The organism is Geodermatophilus bullaregiensis (assembly GCF_016907675.1).
In the GTDB taxonomy this organism is placed as follows: Bacteria; Actinomycetota; Actinomycetes; order Mycobacteriales; family Geodermatophilaceae; genus Geodermatophilus; species Geodermatophilus bullaregiensis.
The window spans coordinates 3,859,508-3,876,036 of sequence record NZ_JAFBCJ010000001.1 but is presented as its reverse complement, the minus strand read 5'-3'; the positions used below and the strand labels follow the sequence as shown (position 1 = coordinate 3,876,036).

Here is a 16,529-nt window from a genome sequence, read left to right as displayed (position 1 = left end):
CGGTGTCTGACCACTCCTAGCCTGCGCTCCGCCCGCAGCGCGGCGGGCACCGGGCCGAGGGGGAACCGTGTCCGTCGGGGGCAGCGCGGGGGTGCCGGGAACGTCGTCGTCCCCGAGCGGTGGTGCCACGGCGGAACGCCGCACCACGCGACTGCAGTGGCGGCGGACGATCGCCTTCCTGATCGGCCTGGGGCTCCTGCTGGTGAGCGCCCGGGCCGAGGTGGCGAGGCCCCTGGTGGTCATCGCGTTCGTGCTGTTCGCGGTCCTGGCCACCGTGTGGGTCCGCGGTCAGTACGCCGACTCGCTGGACGGGGAGGCGTGGACACCGCACCCGTTCTGGCTGGCGGGGCTCGCCGCCGTCGCGGCGGTCTGCGTGGTCGTCGGCGGCATCGGACTGCTGTGGTCCCCGGCCCTGCCCGGGGGGACCCTCCTCGTCGTCGGCGCGGTGGGCCTCTACCTCGTCGCGGGAGCTGTGATCTCCTCGCGGCGTCAGCAGGTCGCCGCCGCCCTCCGCGACGTCACCATGCCTCGTGAGGAGCCCCGGCGCACGCGGGTCCTGGTAGGTGTGGGCGTCCTGATCGGTGTGGGGGTCGTGGCGGCGCTGGGGACCAGCGCCGTCCTCGCCCTCGGGGGACCGGCCTGGACCAGGGGGATCGCGGCCGGCCTCGCGCTCGTCGCGCTGCTCACGCTGCCGGCCGGGGTGTCCCTGGCGTCCGAGGCGGCCATCGAGATCCTCCGGGAGCACGAGAAGCGCATCCCTCGCCTGCTCGCCATGGGGTCGGGAGCAGCGGTCGTCGTCGCGGCACTGGTCGCGGTCGTGATCACCGAGTCCATGTGGGCGCTGGTGGGGATCGCGGCCTTGGCCGGACTGGTGGTCGCACTCGCCTCCTCGACCCAGGCCGACATCGTGGTGGTGCTCGCAGTGATCGCGCTCATGGGTGTCACCCCGCAGCAAGCGCGACCACCGGTGTACCCGGCGGACGAGGACGAGGTCCTCGTCGCGCTCGGTGACTCCTACATGTCCGGGGAGGGTGCGGCGATCTACTTCGAGCAGACCGACGAGGGCGGGGGCAACGCCTGCCGCCGGGCGCCGACCGCCTGGGCAGCGCTGGCCGGGCAGGAGCCGCAGTTCGGCGGGCTGGACTTCCTCGCCTGCTCGGGCGCGCGCACCTACGACGTCCGCGCCCACGAGGGAGCGGTCCCGATGACACCGCCGGAGGTGGCGGCGGTCCCGGCGCCACCGCTGGCAGAGCAGGAGCACCTCACCGACGGACTGGACACCCAACTGGCCCAGTACGCCAGGCACGAGGGCGACTACGAGCCGGGCCTGGTCGTCATCAGCATCGGCGGGAACGACGCCGGGTTCGCGACCATCGGCCAGATGTGCGTGGCCCCGGGCGACTGCAGCACGGAGCGGGACACCTGGCTCGCCGGGCTGGACGAGGTCGAGCGCGAGCTGCGGCGGACCTATGCCGAGGTGCGGGCGGCGTTCGCAGGGGTCCCTGTGGTCGTCGTCCCCTACCCCTCACCCATCGCGGCGCTGGACGCGACGGGCACCAGCGTGCAGTGCGACCAGATCTCGCTGGACCGCGCCGAGCGCACCTTCGTCACCCAGTTCCTCAACGCCCTCAACGGGCGCATCCACGCGGCCGCGAACGAGGCCGGCTTCCACTACCTGGCGGAGATGCGGAACTCGCTGCGGGACGCCCACCTGCAGCTGTGCGATCCGCTGAACGAGGAACGCCCGGGGATCAACTTCATCGGCCTGCGCTCGGTCAAGGGCGCTCCGGAGCAGCGCTTCAACCCGTTGAACTGGTCGCACAACAGTCTGCACCCCAACGAGCGGGGTCACGCGGCCATGCTGCGCACCTTCCAGATCTGGCGGGCGGAGAACCCGGACCTCGAGGTCGACGCTCCGAACGACCCGAGCGCGCCGACGATGGAGGAAGCCAGTCAGGAGGTCGCCGGAGCGGCGGACTGCAGCGTCTACGCCGACGACGGCTGCCGCGCCGAGGGCACCGCGTGGGCGCTGGGACAGATCGGCCGGTTCGGACTCACCTGGGGGCTCGGCCTGGGAGTCGTCGGCACGGGTGCGTGGGCGTTCGCCGTGGGCCTGTTCGCCTGGCGGCGGCACCGCCGGGCGCTGTACTCCGCGGCGCCCGACGACTGAGCCGGCCGGCGAGCCCGGCCGGGTCGTCAGTCCAGGACGGCGCGCAGCTCCAGCTCCACCGACGGCGCCCCCGGGTCGTCGGCGTCCACGACGGCCAGCAGGTGCGCCTCCCCGCCGCGGACGTCGCGCAGCGCCAGGCCCTCCACCTTGTGCACCCGGCCACCGACCTCGGGGATCCGGGCGACGGCCAGCACGTCCTCGCCGTCGACCAGCGCCAGCGCGGTGGCGACCACCGGGCCGTCGTCGACGGCGTTGGGGGTGTCCTCCGCGGCCGCGCTGAGCAGCTCGCGCCCGTCGGGCAGCGCCACGGCGTCGGTGACCGCCAGGCCCACGCCGTCGACCTCGCCGAGCCCGTAGCGGCGCGGCCGCGCCACCGGGACCGACGCGGGAGCGGTCCGGCCGAGGACGGCGGCCACCAGGTCGGCCAGCGGCACCTCCACGCTGGCCGAGGACACACCGGCGGCCAGGTTGCCGCGCTGGTACCAGCGCACCGTGCCGCCGGACCGGCTGCCGCCCTCCAGGTTCAGCTGGTCCCGCGGCAGGCCGAGGACGGCGACGACCCGCTCGTACAGCGGGCCCAGCTCCGTCGCCCGCGCGACCGGCCGCCCGTCCTCGAACCGCACCAGCACCCCGCGCGTCCGCCGCGGCGAGGAGCCGGAACCGAGCAGCAGCACGGCCGGCTCGCCGTCCACCTCGGCCGGGCAGGCCACCTCCAGGTCCGGCTTGAGGTGCTTGGTCCCCGCCGCCTCGGCGAACACGTCGTGGCCCTCCACCGGCGGCAGGACCCGCACCGGCGTCACCGAGCCGGCACGGCGCCAGGCCGCCGACGTGGCGTCGTCCTGCACGACCAGCCACCCGTCCCCCAGCGGCGCGATCCCGGAGGCGGCGCGCACCGGCGTCCCGTCGTCGAACCGCAGCGTCCTGACCTCGTCCACGAGTACCCGCACCGGCCTGCTGTGCCCGCCCGGTCCGCCACGCATGCGGCGCCGCCTACGCCGTCGCGGTGCCGGCCGCCGCCAGCTCGGGCACGACCGAGTGGCCGGACGCGTCGAGCCAGGCCTCCAGTCCGTCGGCCGGCAGTGCCCGGCAGACCAGCCAGCCCTGTGCCACGTCACAGCCCAGCTCCTCCAGCCGGTCCCAGGTCCGCTGGTCCTCGACGCCCTCGGCCACCGTGGTCAGCCCGAGGTTGTGCCCGAGCTCCACGACCGAGCGCACGATCAGCGCGCTGCGCGGGTCGACGGCCATCCGGGCGACGAAGGACCGGTCGATCTTCAGCTGGTGCACCGGCAGGTCCTTGAGGTGGGCCAGTGAGGTGAAGCCGGCGCCGAAGTCGTCGATCGAGAGGGTGACGTCGCACTCGGCCAGGCGACCGAGCACCCGCCGGGCCCGGTCCGGGTCGGCCATGATCGCGCTCTCGGTGACCTCCAGCTCCAGCGCGGACGCCGGGAGCCGCCAGCGGTCGAGCAGCTCGCGCACCTCGTCGACGAAGCGCTCGTCGACCAGGTTCGGGACCGAGACGTTGACCGCGACACCCAGGGAGAGGCCGGCGTCCCGCCACCGGGCGCCCTGCTCCAGCGCCGCGTCGATGACGTAGCGGGTCAGCGGACGGATCAGCGGCGTGCGCTCGGCGAGCGGGATGAACTCACCGGGCGGGAGCAGCCCGCGCTCCGGGTGCTGCCAGCGCACCAGCGCCTCCACGCCGCACAGCCGTCCGCCGGGGAGCGCCACCTTGGGCTGGAAGTGCAGGACCAGCTCGCGGTTGTCGATGGCGCGCCGCAGCTGACCGAGCAGGCCGAGCCGCTCCACGCTGTGGTCGTCGAGGTCCGCGTCGAAGACGCACACCCCGAGGCCGCGGTCCTTGGCCGTGTACATGGCGATGTCGGCACCGCGCAGGAGCGACTCGACGTCGTCCCCGTGGACGCCGGAGAGCGCGATGCCGATGCTGGCGTCGACGTCGAGGGAGACGCCGTCGACCTCGATGGGCGCCTCCATCGCGGCCAGGGCCCGGGTGGCGAGCTCCCGCGCGTCGTCGGGGTCGGCGGTGGACGGGAGCAGGATGGCGAACTCGTCGCCGCCGAGCCGCGCCACGGTGTCCGTCGCCCGGACCGCCTTCTGCAGCCGCGTGGACACCACCTGGAGGACGACGTCGCCGTAGGCGTGGCCCAGCGTGTCGTTGATGTCCTTGAAGCGGTCGAGGTCGATGAGCATCAACGCCGCCCCGTCGGCGCCGGCCAGTGCCTCCGTCACGCGCTGGCGCAGCAGCGTGCGGTTGGGCAGGCCGGTCAGCGCGTCGTGCAGCGCCTGCTGCCGGTTGCGCTCCGCCTGCGCCGCGACCTCGCGGCGGCTGTGCGTGAGGACCGCGGTGAACCAGGCGACCAGGACCAGCCCGACGCCGAACCCCGCCGGCGTGGCGACGATCATCAGGTCCTGCACGTCGCCCAGCGAGGCCAGGGACGCGCGGGCCTCCTCGAAGTGCTCCTCGGCCTCCTGGCGCAACAGCGACTCGAGGGCCTCGAAGGAGGGGTCGACGTGGGCCTCCTCGAACTCCTCGGCGTGCTCGGGGTCCTCGGCGGCGACGACGAGCAGTTCGTCCACGGCCGAGCGGTAGCTCTCGTGCAGCCGCAGCCACTCGTCGACCTCCGCGTCGTGTCCGGCGCCGTCGACGCCGGCCAGCTCCTCGATCGCCACGCGGGTGGCGGCGCCGGCGGCGTCGTACGCCGCGCGCAGCTCGGGATCGGGATCCGGCTCGGTCTCCATCTGCTCGAACAGCTCCTCCTGGAGCACGAGCGACCGCTCCGCCGCCATGGAGGCCTCCGACACCCTGGCGCTCTCCTGGCTCTGTGCGGCCACGTGGGCGTTGGTCACCGTGGCGGCCACCGAGAAGGCGGTGAGCGTGAGCAGGACCGCGACCAGCCCGACGGCTGCGGTGTGGGTGGGCAGCCGCAGGGCCCTGCGCCGCTCGTCGCGGGTCTCGGACCAGGGTCCCACCGAGGTGGCAGCCCCCGGCCGGCGGTCGTCGGTGTCCATGGCCCCTCGTCGGTCTCGGTGGTGCTCCGTACGGAGCCTGCGTCCCAGCAACGGAGGAGGGCGGCCACGGCTTGAGCCGGTGGCCGGGCGCTGCTCCCACGGGGTGAGACCGGGCCCGGCGCGTCGCGCGGGGCCGCGCCGTGTGCCCCGGCCGCGAGCAGGATCACACCCGGGGTGTCTGCGCAGGTCAACCGGTGCACCCCGGGGCGCACCGGCTCCAGCACGTCGCGGGCCGTCGTAGGCTCGCGGTGTCTGCCTGGCCGCACGCCGACGTGCCTGTGCCGGGCCCCGCCCCGTCCGCGCGTCCTCCGGACCCGACCCGTCGGAGCCCATGACCTCCCCACGCACCGAGACCAGCGACCGACCCGACGAGACCGCCGAGAAGGCCCCGCGGACCCAGCTCAGCGCCACCCAGGTGGTGGCCGGGGCCATGGCCGCGGTGTCCGCGGCGGTCCTCGCCTCCTTCTTCGGCGTGGCCGGCACCGTCATCGGCGCAGCCCTGGTCAGCGTGGTCAGCACCACGGGCTCCGCCGTCTACAGCGCCTCCCTCAGCCGCACCACCGAGCGGCTGCGCAGGGTGCGCACCCGGGTCGGCGGCCGGCCCCCCGCGACCGCGGACCCCGCCGGCGACGACACCGCCACCCGTGTGCTGCCCGCCTACCTGGACCCCCGCCGCGCCGCGCCCGTCTCGCGGCCGCTGCTCGCGCGGGTGCGCTGGCCACGGGTGGCCGTCTACGCCGTGACCGTCTTCGTCCTCGCGATGGGCGTCGTCACCGGCATCGAGCTCATCGGGCAGAAGCCGGTGTCCGCGCTGGTCGGGTCCGACAGCTCGTCCTCGTCCACCACCCTCGGCGAGCTCGCCACCGTGTCGTCCTCGCGGGACACCACGCCGACCTCCCCCGCCACGACGACACCGGCCGACGGGACGACCGAGGCCCCGGCGTCCACGGCTCCGGAGAGCGGCGCCGAGGAGCCCGGCTCGGAGGAGAGCGACTCCTCGACACCGGCCACCTCCACCTCGGAGTCCTCCCCGACGACGGACGACGGCACCGACTCCGGCACCGACTCCGGGACCGACGGCGACACCGGTACGGACCCGGGCACCGACAGCGGCACCGACTCGGGCACCGACTCCGGGACCGACGGCGACACCGGTACGGACCCGGGCACCGACTCCGGGACCGGCTCCGGGACGGGGGCCGAGCCCACGTCCTGACCCGGGCAGTCAGGAGCCGACCAGCGCCCGGTGCAGGACGGCGACCAGCTCGGCGCGGGTGACGATCCCGGCCAGCCGCCCGTCGTCGTCGAGCACCGGCAGGTGCCGCAGACCCCGGTCGGCCATGAGGCCGACCAGCTCGGAGACGGGGGTGTCGACGCCGACGGTGGTGACGGGGCTGCTCATCACCTTCGACACCGGGTCGAGCGCGGCGACGTCGAGGTTGAACAGGTCGTGCACGGTGACGATGCCGACGACCCGGCGGTCCTCGGTCACCACCGGCAGCGCCTTGACCGCGTGCTGGTTCATGAGCATCCGCGCCCGGTAGAGCGTCTCCTGCGGCTGCACGGTGCGGACGTCGCGGGCCATGAGCGCGCCGACGCGCAGCTGCCCGAGCCGGCGGTCGAGGGCGTGCGCCTCGGCCTCGCGGACCAGCGCCAGGACGTCGCCCGGCATGACGTCGAGACCCCGGTCGAGCCGGTCCATCGCCGCCCGCACGTCCTCGGTGCGCAGCCCGACCCGCTCGGTGGGCGGCGCGTCCGCGCCCGCCGGCGGCGGTGGCTCGGGCACGTGCGGGTAGGGCCGGCCGGTCAGGTTGTTGACCAGCGCCGCGACGAGCAGCAGGACCAGGGTGTCGACGCCGACCGGCCAGAGCACGAACGCCCAGCCGTGGTCGTGCACCGCCGCCCCGCCGACGGCGGTGAACAGCGCGCACGCACCGCCCGGCGGGTGCACGCAGCGCAGCACCATCATCAGCGGGATCGCCACGCCGACGGCGACCGCGGCGGCCAGCGTGACGTCGTCGACCAGCTTGCCGGCGGCCACGCCGACCAGCGTCGAGACGGTGTTGCCGGCCAGCACCGGCCACGGCTGGGCCAGCGGGCTGGCCGGGGCGGCGAAGAGCAGGACGGCGGTGGCGCCCATCGGCGCGACGATCCAGGGCAGCCCGGCCGGACCGCCCGGCACCGCCGACGCGGTCAGCCCGGCCAGCGCGATCCCGGCCAGGGCACCGAGCCCACCGCGGAGCACCTCGGTGCGCCGGTAGCCGACCGGCCCCGGGCGCAGCGCCCCGACCCACGCCCTGAGGTCCCCGTGCACCCGGTCCTCCCCCTCGGGCGCCGCCGCCCGTCGGCGGCGGACCCTACGCGCCGCGGAGCCCGCTCAGGAGGGGTCCGACCGCCCCTGCGTCCGGCCGGCCGCCGAGCGCGTCCGGGCCGGACGGCCACACCCCGGCCCCCGCCGGCACCCTCGGCTCAGCGGGCGCCGAGCTCCTGGGCGACCACCGGGACCAGCGCGGCGAAGGCCTGCCCACGGTGGCTGCGCGCGTCCTTCTCCGCCGGCCCGAGTTCCGCCGCGGTGGACTCCAGGCCGTCGGGCAGGAACACCGGGTCGTAGCCGAAGCCGTTGCTGCCGCGCGGCTCGCGGACCACCTGCCCGCGCCACTGCCGCTCGATGACGTGCTCGCTGCCGTCGGGGGTGACCAGCGCGGCGGCGCAGACGAAGGCCGCGCCGCGCCGCTCGTCGGGCACGTCGGCGAGCTGGCCGAGCAGCAGCGCGGTGTTGGCCGGGTCGTCGCCGTGCCGCCCCGACCAGCGCGCCGAGAGGACGCCGGGCATCCCGTTGAGCGCGTCGACGGTGATGCCCGAGTCGTCGGCCACGGCGGGCAGCCCGGTGTACCGGACCGCCTCGCGGGCCTTGAGCAGCGCGTTCTCGGCGAAGGTCGCGCCGGTCTCGGGCGCCTCCGGGTACTCGTCGACGTCGCGCAGGCCCACCACGTCGACGCCGGGGACGGCGGTGGCCAGCAGCCGCTGCAGCTCGGCGAGCTTGCCGGCGTTCCGGGTGGCCAAGAGCAGCCGGGTCATCGCTGCCGCGCCTGCTGCAGCGCCTCCTGCTGCAGCGCCTCCTGCTGCACGCGGGTGAGCTCGGCGCACCCGGCGACGGCGAGGTCGAGCAGGCGGTCGAGGGTGGCCCGGTCGAACACCGCCCCCTCGGCGGTGCCCTGAACCTCCACGAACCCGCCGTCACCGGTGCAGACGACGTTCATGTCGGTGCCGGCGCGCACGTCCTCCTCGTAGGCGAGGTCGAGCCGCGGCTCACCGTCGACGACGCCCACGCTCACCGCCGCCACGGACTGCACGATCGCGGCCTTCCTCGCGAGCTTCTTCCGGGCCCCCAGCCAGGAGACGGCGTCGGCGAGGGCCACGTACGCGCCGGTGATGGCCGCCGTCCGGGTGCCGCCGTCGGCCTGGAGGACGTCGCAGTCGATCGCGACGCTGTTCTCCCCCAGCGCCGCCAGGTCGATCGAGGCCCGCAGCGAGCGGCCGATGAGCCGGCTGATCTCGTGGGTGCGCCCGCCGATGCGGCCCTTGACCGACTCGCGGTCGCCGCGGGTGTGCGTGGCGCGGGGCAGCATCGCGTACTCGGCGGTGACCCAGCCCAGGCCCGAGCCCTTGCGCCAGCGCGGCACGCCCTCGGTGACGCTGGCCGCGCAGAGCACCCGGGTGCGGCCGAACTCGACGAGCACGGAGCCCTCGGCGTGGTCGAGCCAGTTGCGGGTGATGGTCACCGGGCGGAGCTGGTCGGCCGAGCGGCCGTCGGGGCGGGTCACGGACGCCGAGCCTATCCACGCCGTGCCACCGCCTCCTTCCGGACGTTGCCGCGCGGGGAGTGCCGGCACCCGTCAGGATCGGCGTCGTGCGATCGGAGCTGCGGACGGTGCGGACCGGGGGGGTGCCGGCGGTGGTCGACCTGACCGGGGAGTGCGCGGAGTTCGTCCGGGCCCAGGGCGACGGGCTGCTGCACGTCTTCGTGCCGCACGCCACGGCCGGCGTCGCGATCATCGAGACCGGCTCCGGCAGCGACGACGACCTGCTCGCCCAGCTCGACGAGCTGCTGCCCCGCGACGACCGGTGGCGGCACCGGCACGGCAGCCCGGGGCACGGCCGCGACCACGTGCTGCCGGCGTTCGTGCCGCCGTCCACCAGCGTCCCGGTGCTCGAGGGGCGGCTGCAGCTGGGCACCTGGCAGTCGATCTGCCTGGTCGACCCCAACGGTGACAACCCGGAGCGGCAGGTGCGGCTCTCCTTCCTGGCGGGGTAGCCCTCCTCCGGGACGGCCACGGGCCGTTCCGCCCCGCTGCCGTCCCGTCCCCGGGGCACGGCATCATGCCGGGCATGACCGAGACCGTGCCCGCTCCCGTCCGTCTCGTGCCCGGCGACCCGGCCCCCGACTTCACGCTGCCCGACGCCGACGGCACCCCGGTCTCGCTCGCCGACCACCGCGGCCGCCGGGTGATCGTCTACTGCTACCCCGCCGCCCTCACCCCGGGGTGCACGACCCAGGCGGTCGACTTCACCGCCGCGGCCGGCGAGCTGGCCGAGGCGGGGCTGGACATCATCGGCATCTCGCCCGACCCGCCGGAGAAGCTGCAGCGCTTCCGCGAGCAGGAGGGCCTGGGCATCACCCTCGTCTCCGACCCGGACAAGCAGGTGCTGGCCGCCTACGGCGCGTACGGCACCAAGAAGCTGTACGGCAAGGAGGTGCAGGGCGTCATCCGGTCGACGTTCGTGGTCGACGCCGAGGGCCGCGTCGAGCGGGCCGCCTACAACGTCAAGGCCACCGGGCACGTCGCGAAGCTGCGCCGCGACCTCGGCCTGGACTGACCCGCGTCGGTCAGGCCCGCAGCCCCAGGACCCCGGTGACCAGCGCGTCGCAGACCGTCGCGGCGGCCTTGAGGTCGGGCTCGCGCGAGACCATGACGTCGGAGTACAGGAACGACTCCCCCAGCCGCACGACGGCGTAGGACAGCAGCGGCAGCGGCACCTCCGACGTCAGCCCGAGCGTCTCGACGTCGCGCTCGAACAGGGCGGTGTAGGCCTCGATCATCCGCGGCTGCACCCGCCCGCGCGGGTCGGTGAGGATCCGCAGCGCGGTGGCCGGCTCCTCGTCGATGAGGTGGCGCAGCGACGGCGCCGTCCCGAGCACCGAGCGGAAGTCCTCGATGACCGCCAGGCTGCGCAGCCGGCCCGGCTCCCCCTCGCCCTCCGGCCGGGAGTCGTGGGCCTCGGCCGCCTGCCGGAGCGTGCGCTCGGCGAGCCACCACAGCGCCTCCCCGAGGAGGGCGTCGCGGTTGCCGACGCGGCGGAACAGCGTGACCCGGGAGATGCCGAGCTCGGCGGCGAGGACGGTGGTGTCGAGACGCTCCTCGCGGAGCAGCGTGTGCGCGGCCCGCCGCACGACCTCGTCGGGGGGCGCGATCACACGGCGAGCCTAGGGCCGCGGTGACCTGCGGGTACACCGTCGGAGCAGCGGTCCGTCCCGGACGAGCCGGGGGCCGGCCGGCCTCGGGTCGCTCGGGCCCGCGCCGCCGGCATCGCCAGAGCCCCACCGGGTGCGGCAGCATGGCCGGGCATGAGCGAAGAGATCGGCGTCACCGGGCTGGCTGTCATGGGGGCCAACCTCGCCCGCAACCTGGCGCGTCACGGCTGCCGGGTCGTCGTCCACAACCGCACGCGGGCGCGCACCGACGCGCTGCTGGCGGCGCACGGCAACGAGGGCGAGTTCGTCCCCACCGGTTCGGTGCAGGAGTTCGTCGCCGCGCTGCAGCGACCACGCCGGGTCATCGTCATGGTCCAGGCCGGCGCCTCGACCGACGCCGTCGTCCAGGAGCTGATGGAACTCCTCGACGAGGGCGACGTGCTCGTCGACGGCGGGAACGCCCGCTACACCGACACCATCCGGCGGACGGCGGCCCTTGCCGAGAAGGGCGTGCACTTCGTCGGCTCAGGGATCAGCGGCGGTGAGGAGGGCGCGCTGCTCGGGCCGAGCATCATGCCCGGGGGCTCGGCCGAGGCCTACCGGCTGATCGGCCCGCTCCTGGAGAGCATCGCGGCCGTGGTGGACGGGACGCCGTGCTGCACCCACGTCGGCGGCGACGGCGCCGGCCACTTCGTGAAGATGGTGCACAACGGCATCGAGTACGCCGACATGCAGCTCATCGCCGAGGCCTACGACCTGCTGCGCACCCGGCTGGGCATGTCCCCCGCGGAGATCGGCGAGGTGTTCGCCGGCTGGAACGAGGGCGACCTGGACTCCTACCTCATCGAGATCACCGCCGAGGTGCTGCGGCACGTCGACGGTGACACCGGCCGGCCCTTCGTCGACGTGGTGCTCGACCAGGCCGAGCAGAAGGGCACCGGGCGCTGGACGGTGCAGTCGGCGCTCGACCTCGGGGTGCCGGTGAGCGGCATCGCCGAGGCGGTGTTCGCCCGCGCGCTGTCCGGGCACGCCGAGCAGCGGGCCCCGGCGCGGGAGGCACTGCCCGGCCCGTCGTCGCAGCCGGAGCCGGTGGCCGACCGGGACGGCTTCGTCGAGGCGGTCCGGCAGGCGCTGTACGCCTCGAAGGTGGTGGCCTACGCGCAGGGCTTCGACCAGATCACCGCAGGTGCGCAGGCCCACGGCTGGGACGTCGACCGGGCGGCGCTGGCCACCATCTGGCGCGGCGGCTGCATCATCCGGGCGCGCTTCCTCGACCGGATCCGGCAGGCGTACACCGACGAGCCGGAGCTGGCCACGCTGCTCGTGCACCCGTACTTCCGCGACGCCGTGGCCGAGTGCCAGGACGGCTGGCGCACGGTGGTGGTCGAGGCGGCCCGCGCCGGCATCCCGGCACCCGGCTTCGCCAGCGCGCTGGCCTACTACGACGGCCTGCGCGCCGAGCGGCTGCCGGCCGCGCTGATCCAGGGCCTGCGCGACCTGTTCGGCGCGCACACCTACCGGCGGGTCGACCGCGACGGTGCGTTCCACACCCTCTGGTCGGAGGACCGCCGCGAGGTGACCACCGGCTGAGCGGCGCCGCGCCCCGGCCGGACCTCACGCCGTCCACGTCCCCGGCCGCGGCTGCCCGTGCGGCCCGCCGTCCCAGCCGGCGTCCCACGGGAAGCAACCGGCCGGTGAGGCCCAGGCCAGCTGGTAGGCCGGCACCGAGTGCTCCGCCGGCCGCTGGTACCAGCGGTTGGCGCCGAGCAGCACCGCGCCGGGGTCGGGGCACTCCTCGACGACCAGCTCCTCCCGCGCCGCCTCCAGCAGCTCGCCGGGCACCAGCGACCGGCCGGCGACGACCTCGGTGGCGACCGCGTCGAGCAGGGCGTGCGTGGCCTGCGCGCCGCGGCCGACGACCACCAGCTCGGGGTGGCCGAGCCCGAACAGGCCGATGGTGTAGCCGAAGGCCGGCTCGTCGGGCCGGTCGCCGGGGCCGACGTACTGCACGGCGTAGCGGGCGCGGCGGATGACCGCGGCGAGGTGGGCGTCCTCCTGGTCCAGCCAGGCGGTCGTCTGCGGATCGGGCGTCATGCGGTGCAGCCTGCGCGTCGGCACCGACAGGACGCGCCCGCGCACACGCGGTCGTGGACGGCGGGTCCGGCTGTGGACGACGGCGGCCGGATCGTCGTCCGGCGTCAGTCCCCGGCGGTCCGCTTGGCCCGCGCCCGCCGCTTGCCCTCGTGCATCGCGGCCACCCGGGCAACGGGGATGGTGTGCCCCTCGGCCACGAGGTCGGCGGGCAGGTCCTGCGGCGCGGGCAGCAGTGCCGTCCACGGGTCGCCGTCCCCCAGCCGTTCCGGCGCCGTCCGCACGGTGACGTCGCCCGGCCGCGCGGAGGCCAGGTCCTCCCACGCGACCGGCGCCGACACGGGCAGGCCCGGGCGGATGCGCGGGCTGTAGGCGGCCACGATCGTCGAGGAGCCCGAGCGGGTGGAGTCGAGGAAGACCCGGCCGTGCCGGTCCTCCCTGATGTAGGCGGTCGTGGCCAGGTCCGGGTCGAGCGCCGCGGCGCGGGCGGCCAGCGCACGGGTCGCCGCGGCGGCGTCCTCGGGGCCCAGACCGCGCACCGGGACGACGACGTGCACGCCCTTGGACCCGCTGGTCTTCACCGCCCCCGCCAGCCCGGTGTCCGCCAGCGCCCGCCGCACCAGGTCCGCGGCCCGCACGACCACGTCGAAGTCGGCGTCCTCCGGCGGGTCGAGGTCGAGCACGATGCCGGTCGGCTCGGTCTCGGCGCCGGCGCGGAAGAAGGGGACGTGGAACTCCACCGCCCGCTGGTTGGCCAGCCACAGCAGCGTGCGGCGGTCGTCGCAGAGCACCTGGTGCACCTCGCGGTGCGCGCCGAACGACCAGACCGGCACGGTGCGCACCCACTCCGGCGCGCCCTTGGCGACGTTGCGCTGCATGAACGGCTCCTGGCCCGGCCGCACGCGCTTGACCGACAGCGGCCGGCCGGCCAGCTGCGGCACGAGGCGGTCGGCGAACGCGTCGAGGTGGTCGACCAGGTCGCCCTTGGTCACCTCCAGCCCGTCGCCGAGCGGCTGGTCGAGGCTGGTCAGCCGGACGCCGTCCCGTTCGTCGTCGACCACCGGCCCACCGTGCCGTGTCCCCGCGGGCCCGGCAAGCGCGACGCCCCTCGCCGGGGGACGTCCTCCCTCACCGCAGCGCGTCCTCCCTGACCGTGGGACGTCGGGGAGGACGCGCCACGATCAGGTCACCTGATCCTGGCGCCGCCCGCCTCAGACGTCGTAGGACGCGCCCGGGCGGGCCAGCTCGGCGGCCGGGAACACCGCCCGGGCGGCGGCCAGCTGCGCGGCCGGGTCGACCCAGGCGGGCACGTGGGTGACCAGCAGCCGCCGCACCCGGGCCTCCGCCGCGGCCTGGCCGGCCTGCCGGCCGGTGAGGTGCAGGTCGGGCGGCAGGCCGTCGACCTCGGGGTGGGCGGCCTCGGCCAGCAGCACGTCGGCCCCGTACGCCAGGTCGACGACGGCGCGGCTCGGGCCCGTGTCGCCGGTGTAGACCAGCGAGCTGCCGTGCGCGGTCAGCCGGATGGCGTGGCACTCGGCCGGGTGCGCGGTGCGGGCGGTCCGCACGGCGAAGGGACCCAGCCGGGCCGAGACCGGCGTGACCGCGAAGTCGAAGACGTCGGTCAGCGGGGCGGCGTCGGCGTCGTAGGCCGCGGCCAGCCGCCGGTCGGCGCCGGCCGGGGCGATCAGCGGCAGCCGGCGGCGCGAGGAGCGGCCGGAGTAGCGGTGCCAGACGACCAGCGGGGCGACGTCGAGGCAGTGGTCGGCGTGCAGGTGCGAGAGGTACAGCGCGTCGATCGAGTCGGGGTCGGCCAGCGCCTGCAGGGCACCGAAGGCGCCGTTGCCGAGGTCGAGCAGCAGCCGGAAGCCGTCGTGCTCCACCAGGTAGCAGGAAGCCGCCGACGTCGGGCCGGGGCCGCTGCCCGAGCACCCGACCACCGTGAGCCTCACGCTGCCGTCCTCCGCCGGTCCTGGCCGACGCCTCGTTCGCTCACCATGCCGCGGGCCAGGCTAGCTGCCGCCCTCACCGTGCCCGCAGCACGGCCCCGGCCGGCACGGAGAGCACACCGGCGGCCCAGCGCAGGCCGGTGAGGTCGCGGACGACGACGTCGGCGCCGGCCCTCAGCGCCCGCTCGCCGATCCCGACCACCCGCGCGCCGGCCGCCCGCCCGGCGGCGACCCCGGCCGGGCTGTCCTCGAGCACCACGGTGTCCTCCGGGCGCAGTCCCAGGGCCCGCGCGCCGAGGCGGTAGCACTCCGGGTCGGGCTTGCCCGCGCGCACGTCCGGGCCGGTGACCATCGCCGTCGGCAGGGGCAGGCCGGCGGCGGTCAGCCGGGCGGTCGCCAGCGCCGGTGTGCCGGAGGTCACCACGGCCCACACCTCCACGGGGAGGGAGGCCAGCAGGTCGGGGGCGCCGGCGACGGCGGGCACCGTCCCGGCGTCCTCGAGCTCGTAGCGGTCGATCAGCGCGGTCGCCGCCACCCGCCGCGCCCCGGGCACGAGGTCGGCGACCGTGTCGGCCGACCGGCGGCCGTGCACCACGGCCATGACGCCGGCGGGGTCGAGCCCCTGCTCGGTGGCCCACCGCGACCAGGACGCCGTGACGGCGGCGTCGGAGTCGACGAGGACGCCGTCGTTGTCGAACAGCAGCCCCCGCGCGGGCAGGCGCAGGCCACCGTGCAGGGGCCCGCCGCGAGCCTGCGAGCGGTCGGGCTGAGGCCCCCGCTCAGGCGCCCGCCCTGAGCTCGCGAAGGGTGGGGGGAGAGGGGGTCCTTCGCCCTCCGTCACGCCCAGAGCTGGCCCTCGAGGGCCGCGGTGGCCTCGTCGAGGGTGCCGGCGTAGGCGCCGGTGGAGAGGTACTTCCAGCCGCCGTCGCAGACGATGAAGACGATGTCGGCCCTGCGGCCCGCGGCGACCTCCTTGTCGGCGATGCCCAGGGCGGCGTGCAGGATCGCCCCGGTCGAGATGCCGGCGAAGATGCCCTCGCGCTCGACCAGCTGCCGGGTGCGGTGGATGGCGTCCTCCGGCCCGACGGAGAAGCGCGAGTCGAGCAGGTCGGGGTCGTAGAGCTCGGGGATGAACCCCTCGTCGATGTTGCGCAGCCCGTAGACCAGCTCGCCGTAGCGCGGCTCGGCGGCGATGACCTGCACGCCGGGCTTGTGCTCGCGGAAGTAGCGCGAGCAGCCCATCAGCGTGCCGGTGGTGCCCAGGCCCGCGACGAAGTGGGTGATCGAGGGCAGGTCGGCGAGGATCTCCGGGCCGGTGCCGGTGTAGTGCGCCTCGGCGTTGGCCGGGTTGCCGTACTGGTAGAGCATCACCCAGTCGTCGTGCTCGGCGGCCAGCTGCTTGGCCATCGCGACGGCCTGGTTGGAGCCGCCGGCGGCCGGGGAGCTGATGATCCGCGCGCCGTACATCTCCAGGAGCTGGCGGCGCTCCACCGAGGTGTTCTGCGGCATGACGCAGATCAGCCGGTAGCCGCGCTGCCGGGCCACCATCGCCAGTGAGATCCCGGTGTTGCCGCTCGTCGGCTCCAGGATCGTGTCACCCGGGGAGAGCCTCCCCTCCTTCTCGGCCGCCTCGATCATCGAGATGGCGGCCCGGTCCTTGATCGAGCCGGTGGGGTTGTGGTCCTCGAGCTTGGCCCACAGCCGCACGTCGGAGGTCGGCGACAGCGACGGCAGCCCGACCAGCGGGGTGCCGCCGAGGGAGTCGACGAGGGAGGCGAAGCGGGCCATCGGGTGCTCTTCCGGGAGAAGGGACGGGAGGTGG

At 75.5% G+C, this 16,529-nt stretch carries 16 protein-coding genes; 5 read left to right on the top strand and 11 right to left on the bottom strand.

Annotation, left to right across the window (positions count from 1 at the left end; all coding sequences use genetic code 11):
* The first annotated feature begins 67 nt into the window (after positions 1 to 67).
* Entirely contained in the window at positions 68 to 2,170 is a 2,103-nt protein-coding gene (locus JOD57_RS27025) for a GDSL-type esterase/lipase family protein (protein WP_204693373.1), read from the top strand.
* A gap of 26 nt (positions 2,171 to 2,196) precedes the next feature.
* Here JOD57_RS27025 and JOD57_RS18525 read toward each other — a convergent pair whose 3' ends face one another.
* Complete coding sequence (locus tag JOD57_RS18525; protein ID WP_204693372.1) at positions 2,197 to 3,117, bottom strand: DUF6910 family protein; 921 nt, start codon at positions 3,115 to 3,117, stop codon at positions 2,197 to 2,199.
* A 43-nt stretch (positions 3,118 to 3,160) separates the two neighbouring features.
* Positions 3,161 to 5,197, bottom strand: a complete 2,037-nt coding sequence (locus JOD57_RS18520; protein WP_204693371.1) for a putative bifunctional diguanylate cyclase/phosphodiesterase — start codon at positions 5,195 to 5,197, stop codon at positions 3,161 to 3,163.
* Positions 5,198 to 5,528: 331 nt separating this feature from the next.
* On the opposite strand from JOD57_RS18520, the gene JOD57_RS18515 reads away from it, so the two are divergent.
* Positions 5,529 to 6,413: a hypothetical protein gene (locus JOD57_RS18515; RefSeq protein WP_204693370.1), complete on the top strand. Its 885-nt coding sequence runs from the start codon at positions 5,529 to 5,531 to the stop codon at positions 6,411 to 6,413.
* A gap of 9 nt (positions 6,414 to 6,422) precedes the next feature.
* Here JOD57_RS18515 and JOD57_RS18510 read toward each other — a convergent pair whose 3' ends face one another.
* The 3 genes from JOD57_RS18510 to rph all read right to left on the bottom strand — a co-directional run bounded on the left by JOD57_RS18510 (position 6,423) and on the right by rph (position 9,021).
* Positions 6,423 to 7,511 carry an HPP family protein gene (locus JOD57_RS18510; RefSeq protein WP_204693369.1) on the bottom strand — a complete coding sequence of 363 codons (1,089 nt, stop codon included), beginning with the start codon at positions 7,509 to 7,511 and terminating at the stop codon, positions 6,423 to 6,425.
* 155 nt (positions 7,512 to 7,666) lie between these two features.
* A complete protein-coding gene (rdgB, locus tag JOD57_RS18505; RefSeq protein WP_204693368.1) occupies positions 7,667 to 8,275 on the bottom strand; it encodes an RdgB/HAM1 family non-canonical purine NTP pyrophosphatase in 609 nt (202 codons plus the stop codon).
* Positions 8,272 to 9,021, bottom strand: a complete 750-nt coding sequence (gene rph, locus JOD57_RS18500; protein ID WP_204693367.1) for a ribonuclease PH — start codon at positions 9,019 to 9,021, stop codon at positions 8,272 to 8,274. Before rph ends, rdgB begins: the two co-directional genes overlap by 4 nt.
* Before the next feature lie 86 nt (positions 9,022 to 9,107).
* Between rph and JOD57_RS18495 the strand changes: the two genes are divergently transcribed.
* Together JOD57_RS18495 and bcp are read left to right on the top strand one after the other, a co-directional pair.
* Positions 9,108 to 9,512, top strand: coding sequence for a YjbQ family protein (locus tag JOD57_RS18495; protein ID WP_204693366.1), 405 nt, complete (start codon positions 9,108 to 9,110; stop codon positions 9,510 to 9,512).
* A 74-nt stretch (positions 9,513 to 9,586) separates the two neighbouring features.
* On the top strand, positions 9,587 to 10,075 hold the full coding sequence (gene bcp / locus JOD57_RS18490; protein WP_204693365.1) for a thioredoxin-dependent thiol peroxidase: 489 nt from the start codon (positions 9,587 to 9,589) through the stop codon (positions 10,073 to 10,075).
* A 10-nt stretch (positions 10,076 to 10,085) separates the two neighbouring features.
* Here the strand turns inward: bcp and JOD57_RS27020 are convergent, their stop codons facing one another.
* On the bottom strand, positions 10,086 to 10,673 hold the full coding sequence (locus tag JOD57_RS27020; protein WP_204693364.1) for a QsdR family transcriptional regulator: 588 nt from the start codon (positions 10,671 to 10,673) through the stop codon (positions 10,086 to 10,088).
* A gap of 150 nt (positions 10,674 to 10,823) precedes the next feature.
* Between JOD57_RS27020 and gnd the strand changes: the two genes are divergently transcribed.
* A complete protein-coding gene (gnd, locus tag JOD57_RS18480; protein ID WP_204693363.1) occupies positions 10,824 to 12,260 on the top strand; it encodes an NADP-dependent phosphogluconate dehydrogenase in 1,437 nt (478 codons plus the stop codon).
* 24 nt (positions 12,261 to 12,284) lie between these two features.
* Here the strand turns inward: gnd and JOD57_RS18475 are convergent, their stop codons facing one another.
* The 5 genes from JOD57_RS18475 to JOD57_RS18455 all read right to left on the bottom strand — a co-directional run bounded on the left by JOD57_RS18475 (position 12,285) and on the right by JOD57_RS18455 (position 16,495).
* On the bottom strand, positions 12,285 to 12,764 hold the full coding sequence (locus JOD57_RS18475) for a DUF4262 domain-containing protein (RefSeq protein WP_204693362.1): 480 nt from the start codon (positions 12,762 to 12,764) through the stop codon (positions 12,285 to 12,287).
* A 104-nt stretch (positions 12,765 to 12,868) separates the two neighbouring features.
* Complete coding sequence (locus JOD57_RS18470; RefSeq protein ID WP_204693361.1) at positions 12,869 to 13,822, bottom strand: DNA polymerase domain-containing protein; 954 nt, start codon at positions 13,820 to 13,822, stop codon at positions 12,869 to 12,871.
* A gap of 150 nt (positions 13,823 to 13,972) precedes the next feature.
* Entirely contained in the window at positions 13,973 to 14,710 is a 738-nt protein-coding gene (locus JOD57_RS18465) for an MBL fold metallo-hydrolase (protein WP_204693360.1), read from the bottom strand.
* Between the two features lie 73 nt (positions 14,711 to 14,783).
* On the bottom strand, positions 14,784 to 15,548 hold the full coding sequence (locus JOD57_RS18460; protein WP_204693359.1) for an HAD-IA family hydrolase: 765 nt from the start codon (positions 15,546 to 15,548) through the stop codon (positions 14,784 to 14,786).
* Entirely contained in the window at positions 15,545 to 16,495 is a 951-nt protein-coding gene (locus JOD57_RS18455; protein ID WP_204693358.1) for a PLP-dependent cysteine synthase family protein, read from the bottom strand. The genes JOD57_RS18460 and JOD57_RS18455 overlap by 4 nt, the downstream gene beginning before the upstream one ends.
* Positions 16,496 to 16,529 lie beyond the last annotated feature (34 nt).

Coding starts and splice junctions, on each gene's coding strand:
- JOD57_RS18520 (WP_204693371.1), bottom strand. CDS start 5,197: ATGGACACCGACGACCGCCGGCCGGGGGCTGCCACCTCGGTGGGACCC.
- JOD57_RS18515 (WP_204693370.1), top strand. CDS start 5,529: ATGACCTCCCCACGCACCGAGACCAGCGACCGACCCGACGAGACCGCC.
- rdgB (WP_204693368.1), bottom strand. CDS start 8,275: ATGACCCGGCTGCTCTTGGCCACCCGGAACGCCGGCAAGCTCGCCGAG.
- bcp (WP_204693365.1), top strand. CDS start 9,587: ATGACCGAGACCGTGCCCGCTCCCGTCCGTCTCGTGCCCGGCGACCCG.
- gnd (WP_204693363.1), top strand. CDS start 10,824: ATGAGCGAAGAGATCGGCGTCACCGGGCTGGCTGTCATGGGGGCCAAC.
- JOD57_RS18475 (WP_204693362.1), bottom strand. CDS start 12,764: ATGACGCCCGATCCGCAGACGACCGCCTGGCTGGACCAGGAGGACGCC.
- JOD57_RS18455 (WP_204693358.1), bottom strand. CDS start 16,495: ATGGCCCGCTTCGCCTCCCTCGTCGACTCCCTCGGCGGCACCCCGCTG.